General features: G+C 60.3%; 9 protein-coding genes. 5 read left to right on the top strand and 4 right to left on the bottom strand.

Annotated elements, in window-relative coordinates; genetic code table 11:
- Window positions 1–186: 186 nt before the first annotated feature.
- Complete coding sequence (locus A9J21_RS16720) at window positions 187–471, top strand: hypothetical protein (RefSeq protein ID WP_066737583.1); 285 nt, start codon at window positions 187–189, stop codon at window positions 469–471.
- Window positions 472–509: 38 nt separating this feature from the next.
- On the opposite strand, the gene A9J21_RS16715 is transcribed toward A9J21_RS16720, so the two are convergent.
- From A9J21_RS16715 to A9J21_RS16700, 4 genes are all read right to left on the bottom strand, one after another.
- Complete coding sequence (locus A9J21_RS16715) at window positions 510–1,349, bottom strand: PAS domain-containing protein (RefSeq protein WP_231906955.1); 840 nt, start codon at window positions 1,347–1,349, stop codon at window positions 510–512.
- Between the two features lie 142 nt (window positions 1,350–1,491).
- Window positions 1,492–1,869: a response regulator gene (locus tag A9J21_RS32360; protein ID WP_066737576.1), complete on the bottom strand. Its 378-nt coding sequence runs from the start codon at window positions 1,867–1,869 to the stop codon at window positions 1,492–1,494.
- Window positions 1,870–1,874: 5 nt separating this feature from the next.
- On the bottom strand, window positions 1,875–3,341 hold the full coding sequence (locus A9J21_RS16705) for an ATPase domain-containing protein (protein WP_066737574.1): 1,467 nt from the start codon (window positions 3,339–3,341) through the stop codon (window positions 1,875–1,877).
- A gap of 293 nt (window positions 3,342–3,634) precedes the next feature.
- On the bottom strand, window positions 3,635–4,543 hold the full coding sequence (locus A9J21_RS16700; protein ID WP_066737572.1) for a LysR family transcriptional regulator: 909 nt from the start codon (window positions 4,541–4,543) through the stop codon (window positions 3,635–3,637).
- Window positions 4,544–4,654: 111 nt separating this feature from the next.
- On the opposite strand from A9J21_RS16700, the gene A9J21_RS16695 reads away from it, so the two are divergent.
- The 4 genes from A9J21_RS16695 to A9J21_RS16680 all read left to right on the top strand — a co-directional run bounded on the left by A9J21_RS16695 (window position 4,655) and on the right by A9J21_RS16680 (window position 8,723).
- Complete coding sequence (locus A9J21_RS16695) at window positions 4,655–5,386, top strand: SDR family oxidoreductase (protein ID WP_066737570.1); 732 nt, start codon at window positions 4,655–4,657, stop codon at window positions 5,384–5,386.
- Window positions 5,387–5,522: 136 nt separating this feature from the next.
- Window positions 5,523–6,716, top strand: coding sequence for an MFS transporter (locus A9J21_RS16690; protein ID WP_066737568.1), 1,194 nt, complete (start codon window positions 5,523–5,525; stop codon window positions 6,714–6,716).
- Between the two features lie 39 nt (window positions 6,717–6,755).
- Window positions 6,756–7,616 (top strand): oxidoreductase, encoded by an 861-nt coding sequence (locus A9J21_RS16685; RefSeq protein WP_066737566.1) that lies wholly within the window; start codon window positions 6,756–6,758, stop codon window positions 7,614–7,616.
- Window positions 7,617–7,700: 84 nt separating this feature from the next.
- Entirely contained in the window at window positions 7,701–8,723 is a 1,023-nt protein-coding gene (locus tag A9J21_RS16680; RefSeq protein ID WP_066737564.1) for an LLM class flavin-dependent oxidoreductase, read from the top strand.
- Window positions 8,724–8,892 lie beyond the last annotated feature (169 nt).

Raw genomic sequence — 8,892 nt, 5'->3', positions numbered from 1 at the left:
TTGATCAATGCGGCGGTTAGCCCGTGTCGCAAGAGTTTGCGAGAGACTGTCATGCTGAACGGGAACATCGTCGAGGGATGTAGGCCGTTGTCCTACGTCGTCTAGGGTGCGTCCAGGCCCAAAAATAGATGCTGGCCGTCGCGGACAATCAGCGTAGAGTGGGAGACTTCTCCTTGGGAGCATGGCATGGACACTTATCCGGCAGCAAACAGCAAAGGCTTCGACATTTACCCGCTAGTCTACAAATACGATCCGCCGCGTGAATGGCATGAACGAAGGCCGGACCGTAGCTACAGCGCCTCCGTAGTGATATGTCGGGAGGGTATCGCGCCGACAGCCGACAGCGGGCGAGTCTTTCAAGTACCGGATGCACAGTGGGCCGATTTGGGTGTGGCCAAGCGCGCAGCGGTCCAGCACGGGACGGACATCATCGAAGGATTGGTCAGCGGCGAATCGCTGGCGGGTATCTGATACGGGGATGCCGCCTGCCATGCGTACCCTATCTGGGTCTAGGCTCCTCGCTTGTCTAGCGCCTCTGAGCCCATATGAGCGCCGATATCGGCGAACGTAATCGCCACACCGGCGATCGCGGCTGTCTCTGAGAGGTACGGAAATGTCTTGCGCAGAAAGCTTCGGCCCTTGTCGTCGCGTGTGACGGCTTCGCGCGCTTCGCCGGTGCGGACCACATGCTGGATGTCGGTATAGAAGTCAGGGTCGCGGAATATCGGCACGAGGTCAGCGATTTTCCTCCCGGTGTCGGCCGGCCTCAGTGGAAATACGTCCCGCATCGCCGGCGTGAACCACTGAAGTCTCAGTTCGAGATCAAGAAAAAGAGCCATGACCTGGCCGGAAAGCAACACGCGGCTTTGCATCGCGAGCCGCTCGATGTTCCTCGTCAGGTCGCGATTGACATCGTTGAGATCCTCGTTGCTCTGTTTGAGCTGTTCGTTGGACGCCTTGAGTTCCTCGTTGAGGGCCTGCAATTCCTCGCGCGACGCTTCCAGTTCCTCGCGGGACGTGCGCGCTTCGTCTTTCCAGTTGACGCTGGCGCCCACAGCAAGGTCGTCTTGTAGAAGGTCGGAGTCGCCCGCACCAAGTGCGTCGGTACAGTCTTGCTCCTGTATGAAAGACACCAGAATACGGTCCCATGCACTTCCACCCAAGGTCTGGAGCGGGGTAAGTCGCATGCTTAGCTGAGTGTCCTTTGCAACGCCGGCTTTCAGGTTTGTCAAGGTCAGAGGCTCGTGCGCTTCCAGCACTTGGCGGATGCCGTATTGAAGTTGTGACACCCATTCCCGTGGGACGAGATCCGTGAGATTGAGGGAGGGCTCCCCGGCGGGCAGTGTCAAGATACCCTTCGTGCTACCGTATGTCCTTAGCACGTCGCCCCTGTGGTCGATCAGTGCCGACGGAACGTCGAATTGCTCATGGGCGACGCGAAGCACAGCCGCTGTCCGCGCTGGCAGCCAGCGAGGCGCACCAGGCGGGCATTCACGTGTTGCGTTGCTGTTTCGCCAGACGAAGCACTGCCGCAACAATTTCCTTGGGCGAGCAAGGCTTTTCAAAGACAACGTCGAACAAATCAGGATGGCTGCGCCCGATTTCTGCCTGTGCCGCAGTGAAGAGAATGATTGGAATTTTAGAGTTTGCGTGCGAGGCGTCCGCCCGAACAGCGCGTGCTAGGTCAAGTCCTGTCATGATCGGCATCATGAAATCAGTGACTATGACATCCGGCCGGAGGTCCGAGATCAGCCGCAATCCGGCCTCGCCGTCCGCTGCGGTTCGAACCTCCAGTCCCTCGGCCGTGAGTACGAATGCCAGGGCGTCGGCATTCATGGTCTCGTCGTCGATGACCACTACTGTAGCCATGATACTCAGGCCCCCGAGGGCGCTTGGACACTGGGGGATGCGATGCCGGCGTCTTTGTCGACCGTATCGCCAGGGATGATTAACCGGTTCGCAACCTGCAAGCCCCCCGGGCCAATGACGACATTGTGGAAAGCGGTATCAAAAGCGCTGTCGCGCATTTTCACCACGCCAATAAACCGCCTCAGTTCGCCGTGCATGCCTGCCTGTCGCAACAAAACAAGGTTGTCCATCAAGCTGGTGAATTCAGGAAGGGGGTCTGTACCGGCAAGCCCGTTAAGGTCTCGCATCTCCAGCGTCGCGACGGACGACACACCCATGGCGCGCAATTCGTTCGTCAGGGCCGTATAGAATTCGCTCAGCCGCGCTGGATAAACCGCCGCCCGTTCGAATCCGGTCATACCGTCAATGAACAGGCGATGCACGCGTCGCTGGCGAACCGTATCGAGAAGCTGATGACCGAGAGAGTCGAGCAGGTTTTCGGTCATCGGGTTCCAAAGGATAATGAGCGCACCGGCGCGTTCCAGTGCCTCCAGATCAATCCCGAGTGCTCCGCCTTTGGCTTTCAGTCGTTGTGGCGATTCATAGAAGCCAAAGTAGAGCGCGGGCTTCTCGGGCGTCGCGAGACTTAGGAAGTTCAGCCCGAAGGTCGTTTTGCCGCTGCCGGCAGGGCCCATCAGGAGGGTGACGGCCGCAGGGGGCAGGCCGCCTCCGATCAACTGTTCCAGGCCGTGTACGCCTGTTGCAATGCGCTCGTCGCGCAGCCATTCCTCGCTCGACGGCGTACCAAGAAGTGCCTCCAGCCGGGGATACACGTCAATGCCGGTCTCCGAAATCCGGTACTGATGCAAGCCACCCAGGGCGGCACTGCCTCGAGACTTGGAAATGCGCAACTGACGGACCGTGCGGATACCTACTAGTTCTTCCTTGAGCTGTATGACCCCGTCGACCATGGTGTGCTCTGGGCTTACATCGTCGATTGGGGCGCTGGTCAGGAATAGCACCGTGCAGCCAGTGAAAGCGGTATGACTCTGCAGTTCGGCCACGAATGTCTTGACGTCAAGCGCGGACTCCGCCTTGTCTTTTGCGATCAGCAGTCCATCGAGCACTAGGGTCGTGCAGTGATGCCGTGCAAGCTCGTTGCGCAATGCGTTGACCAGTGCGGCGAGCCCTTCCTCACGTAGTACCTTGAACAGGCTGATATAGAACAGATCCCGCCCGACTGCAGACGGATCGTAGAAGTCGAACATCGACAGGGCTTGAAAGAGCCGGTCGTGCGACTCGGCAAGGAGGGTCACATATAGCGCCCGGCCGCCATCGCGGATTTGGTTGAATGCGATCTGGTTGGCCAGGATGGTCTTTCCGGCACCAGGGCTGCCTTGAACGATATAGGCGGCGCCTTTCACCAGGCCACCGCAGAGGATCGTGTCCAGGCCGGGAACGCCGCTTTGTACGCGGACAAGCTCTTTTGTCATAGCCAATTCAATGTCAGGACAGATGGCGATGTGGCCCGACCCGGGATGGGGGGAATTCAGCCTCTGCGCGCTTCGGACCACGTGAATTTTAGACGACTCTGTGTGCCGAAAGTACTCGGGATGCAGTCAATGAGAACCACATCTTCAAAAATCTGGCGTGGCGACGGCGCTGATGGCCTTGCGTGCGCCCGGGCGCGACAGGTGGGAAGGGTCGTGTACAGCCACTGGCCCACGCCCGGCCTTGCTCACCACCGTCTTCGAAAGTCTCCCCCATTGCAATTAGGTTTCGCGACTCACTGCGGAAGCCAAAGAGGGCTGTCCCAAGCCTTCAACTCCTCAAGAAAAGCTCTTAGCTTCGACGGCATAAAGCGGCGCGTCGGATAAACGGCGTGCACCGATATCTCCGGCGATGACCAGTTCGGCAAGATACGCACAAGCTCACCGCTGGCGATCTGCGCATCGGCATATCCGGAAGGAAGGAGCGCGATACCATGCCCGCGCCGTACAAATGCGTTCACGATGTGAAAGTCACGTGCGGCGACAGGGCCGGTCACCCGGATCTTTGCCGACTTTCGGCCGCTCATCAAGTGCCAGTCCGTCTCATTGTTCCGAGCATTGATCAGAACGCATGGATGCTCGCGGAGGTCTTCTGGCCGAGCGGGGAGGGTATGAGTCCGCGCGTACTCCGGCGACGCAACCAAGTACCGCACGCTTCTTCCTACGCGTTGCGCGACCAGGCTGGAGTCTTGCAAATCGCCGAAGCGAATGGCGACGTCCACGTTCTCCGCGATCAGGTCCACGAACAGGTTGGTGAAGTACAGGTCCACTTGGATGCCTGGATACTTGTTCAAGAATGCCGATAGAAATGTATAGAAGGGCTCATATTCCAGCATTACCGGACCCGATACTCGGAGCAGCCCTTCCGGTTTGCGCTGCGTCTCGGTAATCGCGTGCTCCGCGTCGAAAAGGTGACTCAACGGCTCGCTGCACTGGTCGTAGTAAGCGCGCCCCTGCGTCGTCAGGCTGAGTTTGCGCGTCGTACGTTGCAAGAGCGTCACGCCGAGGCGTTGTTCCAGGGCGGTGACCTTTCGGCTCACCGTCGAGACCGGCATGCCCAGCGCTTGCGCTGCGCGGCTGAAGCTATCGAGCTGCACCACACGCACGAAGACGGCGATGTCGTTCAGATCCGTAAGTTCGGTCATGGTGACTTTTGCATACGTGGAAAAGAGATTCCAGATATTCTAGTCTAATCAAAAATCGCTCCGTAGCCGAGACTTGTCTCCAAGCAGTTCAACCTCCCTTGGAGAACAGTCATGTCAAGCAAAGTCGTCCTCATCACCGGTGCATCGAGTGGAATCGGAGAAGCCACCGCAAGGCTGCTGGCCTCGCAAGGCGCAACCGTCGCACTGGCCGCGCGTCGCATAGACGAGCTCAAGCAAATCGCTGCCGATATTCAGGCAAAAGGCGGCAAGGCGTCCGCGCATCACGTCGATGTCACCGACCAGGCGCAGGTCGATCGCCTGGTCAGCAATGTCGTCGCCCAGCACGGCCGTCTCGATGTGATGGTGAACAACGCCGGGCTGATGGCCATCGCGCCCCTGACGCTTCGGAAGACTGAAGAATGGGACCGCATGATCGACATCAACATCAAAGGGCTTCTCTACGGCGTTGCTGCGGCGCTCCCGGTCTTTGAACAGCAGCAATTCGGTCATTTTGTGAACATCGCGTCGATTGTCGGGCTGAAAGTCTTCAGCCCGGGCGGTACGGTGTATTCGGGCACCAAGTTCGCGGTCCGCGCCATTTCCGAAGGACTGCGGCACGAGGTCGGCGGCAACATTCGCACCACCGTCATCTCACCTGGGGCGATCGACACCGATCTCAAGTTCGGCTCCGGTGACAAAGACAGCCGAGATTTCGTCGTCGATTTCTACAAGATGGCCATTCCGGCCGATGCGATTGCCCAGGCTATCGCATATGCCATCGCCCAGCCTGCGTCCGTCGACGTGAATGAGATCGTGATCCGTCCCACGGTGCAGGATTTCTAAGAAGCAGGGCGGCCGGTATCGCGCCGCCGCCTCTGGAAAAGTCTCCACGCGCCGGCCCTTGCGGTTGGCGCCCCCCCCGATTGATCATGCGGTGCAGCCACCAGCCGGGCCGGGACCGCGCGCGAGGACAGAGATCATGAAACTTCCGGTTCCCCTGTTGGCCGCAGCCGCCTTTGCGATGCTCACCAATGAATTCAATATCATCGGCGTCATTCCGCTGATCGCGCAGGATCTTGACGTGCCGGTGCCGCAGGTCGGGTTGCTGGTCACTGCCTTCGCTTTCACCGTGGCGATAACGGGCCCCTTCCTGACGCTCGCGTTGCGACGGGTCGAGCGGCGACAGCTCTTCACCGGCGTCCTCGCGGTCACCGCCGTCGGTGCGGCCATCGCAGCGATGGCACCGAACTATGGGGTACTGGCGGCCGGACGGATCGCTTCGGCCCTGGCGCTGCCCGTGTTCTGGAGTATGGCTACATCGACAGCGGCCCGGATATCCGAGCCAGGCAACGCCGGACGCGCCATCTCCACAGTATTCGCCGGCGTGTCCATCGCTAGCGTCATCGGATCGCCTATCACCACGATATTGGCCGACGCGTTTGGATGGCGGATGGCATTTGCCGCCGGCGCCGCACTCTGCGCCACCATGGCGCTCCTGATGTGGAAGTTCTTTCCCCGCATGGAGGCGCTGCCCGAGGACACCACCCATGCGTCTTTCAGGTCGCTGATCCAACCCAAAATCGTGAGCCATCTGGCGATGTCTTTTCTCGCCTTGACGGCCATGTTTACGTCCTACACCTACCTCGCCGACCTACTGACGCGGGTCGGGCATTTCAGCAGTACCTCGACCGGCTGGATCCTGATGGGGTTCGGCGTTGCGGGCATCGTTGGCAATGAAATTGCTGGCCGGTTCGTGGATGTGAATCCTCTACGTGCGGCAGTCGCCGCCGTTGTCATCGCCGGACTCGCCATGGCCGCTTTTCCCTACCTACTGGATAGCCATCTCGCCGCTATGGCGGCGCTCGCGGTCTGGGGAGCCGCACACGCGGCCGGGTTCGTGACCAACCACGTCCGGACGATTCGTGCAGTGCCTCCTGAGCTCCAAGACGTGACGGCATCGCTCAGCGTTTCCATCTTCAACGCCGGAATCGGTATGGGTGCGGTCGTTGGCGGCAACGTCATCGGCGCGCTTGGTCTGCCCGAGATCGGTGTCGCTGGCGCATTGATCGGTGTCTTGGCGTTGGGTGTCGCGACGGTGATCGCCCTCGCCGCCAGAAGTCCCCGCATCATCCCGGATCGGGCGGGTGCGGTGTTGGGACGCCAGCAATGCTGAGCCCGTTCATCGAATTTCACCCCCACTCAGGAGCAACTCATGACTACCCATACGAAAGAACAGTTCAAGCGCGTCTGGTTCATTACCGGTGCAACGCGCGGTCTTGGCGCGCTGATGGCGAAGGCAGCCCTTGCCGATGGCAACGCGGTAGTTGCCACGGGTCGAAATGCCTCCGCAATCGTCGAGCGGCTGGGCGAATCGCCTGCGCTGCTGGCGGTTCCCCTCGACGTGACGGACGAAGCCCAAGTCAACGCCGCCGTCGATGCCGCCATCGACAGGTTCGGTCGCATCGACGTACTGATCAACAATGCGGGGTTCGGTCTGCTTGCTGCCATCGAAGAATCGAGCGACGCCGACATCCGCCGTATCTATGAAACCAACGTTTTCGGCTTGCTGCGCGTGACGCGAGCGGTGCTGCCGACGATGCGCAAGCAGCGTTCGGGCCACGTCATCAACCTGTCGTCGATCGTGGGTTATCAGGCGTCAGCGGGCGTCGGCGTGTATAGCTCGACGAAGTTCGCGGTCGAGGGCATCACCGAAGCGCTGCAGGCGGAACTGAAGCCGCTCGGCATCCATGCAACCATGATCGAGCCCGGATTCTTCCGCACGGATTTCCTTGACACATCGTCGCTTGTGGTCGGCACGGACGTCATCGACGACTACGCCGAGAGCTCGGGCAAGCTGCGCGAGCTTGCCGTTGTCATCAATCACAACCAGCCCGGCGATCCAGAGCGGTTGGCAACTGCTGTCGTCGCGCTGGTCGACGCGGAAACACCGCCGTTGCGCTTGCCGCTCGGGACCGATACGCTGCAAGCTATCGCCGAGAAAAACGCGTATGTGGCCACGGAAACGGAAATATGGAAGATGCTGTCAGCCTCGACAGACTTCCCGGCGGAATAGGCCGCCGTCCCGGATTACCCGCTGATTGACCGACTGACGCGCGACCCGCCAACCCGAATCGGAGCACCACTGTAGTACACCGTCATGAAAAAGATCGGCTTTCTCTCTTTCGGCCATTGGGGCCAAAGCCCGAGCTCTCGCACGAGGACCGCGGCCGATGTGCTGCTGCAATCGATCGAGCTGGCTGTCGCTGCCGAGGAACTGGGCGCGGATGGGGCATTCTTCCGCGTCCATCACTTTGCGCAGCAGTTGGCCTCGCCATTCCCGCTGCTTGCGGCAGTCGGCGCGAGAACCAGACGCATCGAGATCGGCACCGGGGTCATCGACATGCGTTACGAAAACCCTCTGTACATGGCGGAGGAAGCCGGTGCGGTTGATTTGATTTCCGGCGGCCGGCTGCAGCTTGGCATCAGCCGAGGCTCCGGTGAGCAGGTCGTGGACGGGTGGCGCTATTTCGGCTACGCGCCTGCCGAAGGCGAAAGCCACGCCGATCTGGCACGGCAGCATACAGAGGTGTTCTACGAAGTCCTGCAAGGCAAGGGCTTCGCGCAGCCGAACCCGCGGCCGATGTTTGCCAACCCACCAGGACTGCTACGGGTCGAGCCGCATTCCGAAGGCCTCCGGGACCGCATCTGGTGGGGTTCGGGCGCAAATGCGACGGCGCAATGGGCCGCCAGAATGGGTATGAACCTGCAGGCCTCGACGCTGAAGAACGACGAATCCGGGCGTCCTCTCCATATCCAGCAAGCCGAGCAGATTCGCGCATACCGCGCCGCATGGAAAGAGGCAGGTCATACCCGGGAGCCGCGGGTCTCGGTGACCCGTAGCATCTTCCCCTTGGTCAACGAGCAGGACCGGGCGTATTTCGGTCGTGGCACGCAGACCGCGGACACCTTCGGCTTCCTCGAGGATGACGTGCAGAAGATTTTTGGGCGGAATTACGCTGCAGAACCTGACGTACTCATCGACATGTTGGCAAAGGATGAGGCCATCGCCGCGGCGGATACGCTACTGCTGACGATCCCGAACCAGCTCGGCGTGGAATATTGCGCCCACGTCATTGAGACCGTTCTGCAGCAGGTGTCTCCCGGTCTCGGGTGGCGTTGAAGGGCGCTTCTGCATCTGTAGCCGGCACCTCTTATCGCCGCTCGGTTATGCCAGTCGATGTTTGATCGATGATGCCTCGGAATCGACATAAGCCTTTCGTAGTGGTTCAAAAGCAACACGGAGCCTGCAGGCCGCAGCGCTTCCAAGCCACGTAAACGCATCTTTCGAT

It is taken from the genome of Cupriavidus sp. D384 (assembly GCF_001652915.1).
Taxonomy (GTDB): Bacteria; Pseudomonadota; Gammaproteobacteria; order Burkholderiales; family Burkholderiaceae; genus Cupriavidus.
Note: the sequence above shows the minus strand (reverse complement) of the source record. Positions and strands in the feature narration are given on the sequence as shown.

Coding starts and splice junctions, on each gene's coding strand:
- A9J21_RS16705 (WP_066737574.1), bottom strand. CDS start 3,341: ATGACAAAAGAGCTTGTCCGCGTACAAAGCGGCGTTCCCGGCCTGGAC.
- A9J21_RS16680 (WP_066737564.1), top strand. CDS start 7,701: ATGAAAAAGATCGGCTTTCTCTCTTTCGGCCATTGGGGCCAAAGCCCG.
- A9J21_RS16695 (WP_066737570.1), top strand. CDS start 4,655: ATGTCAAGCAAAGTCGTCCTCATCACCGGTGCATCGAGTGGAATCGGA.
- A9J21_RS32360 (WP_066737576.1), bottom strand. CDS start 1,869: ATGGCTACAGTAGTGGTCATCGACGACGAGACCATGAATGCCGACGCC.
- A9J21_RS16700 (WP_066737572.1), bottom strand. CDS start 4,543: ATGACCGAACTTACGGATCTGAACGACATCGCCGTCTTCGTGCGTGTG.
- A9J21_RS16685 (WP_066737566.1), top strand. CDS start 6,756: ATGACTACCCATACGAAAGAACAGTTCAAGCGCGTCTGGTTCATTACC.
- A9J21_RS16690 (WP_066737568.1), top strand. CDS start 5,523: ATGAAACTTCCGGTTCCCCTGTTGGCCGCAGCCGCCTTTGCGATGCTC.
- A9J21_RS16720 (WP_066737583.1), top strand. CDS start 187: ATGGACACTTATCCGGCAGCAAACAGCAAAGGCTTCGACATTTACCCG.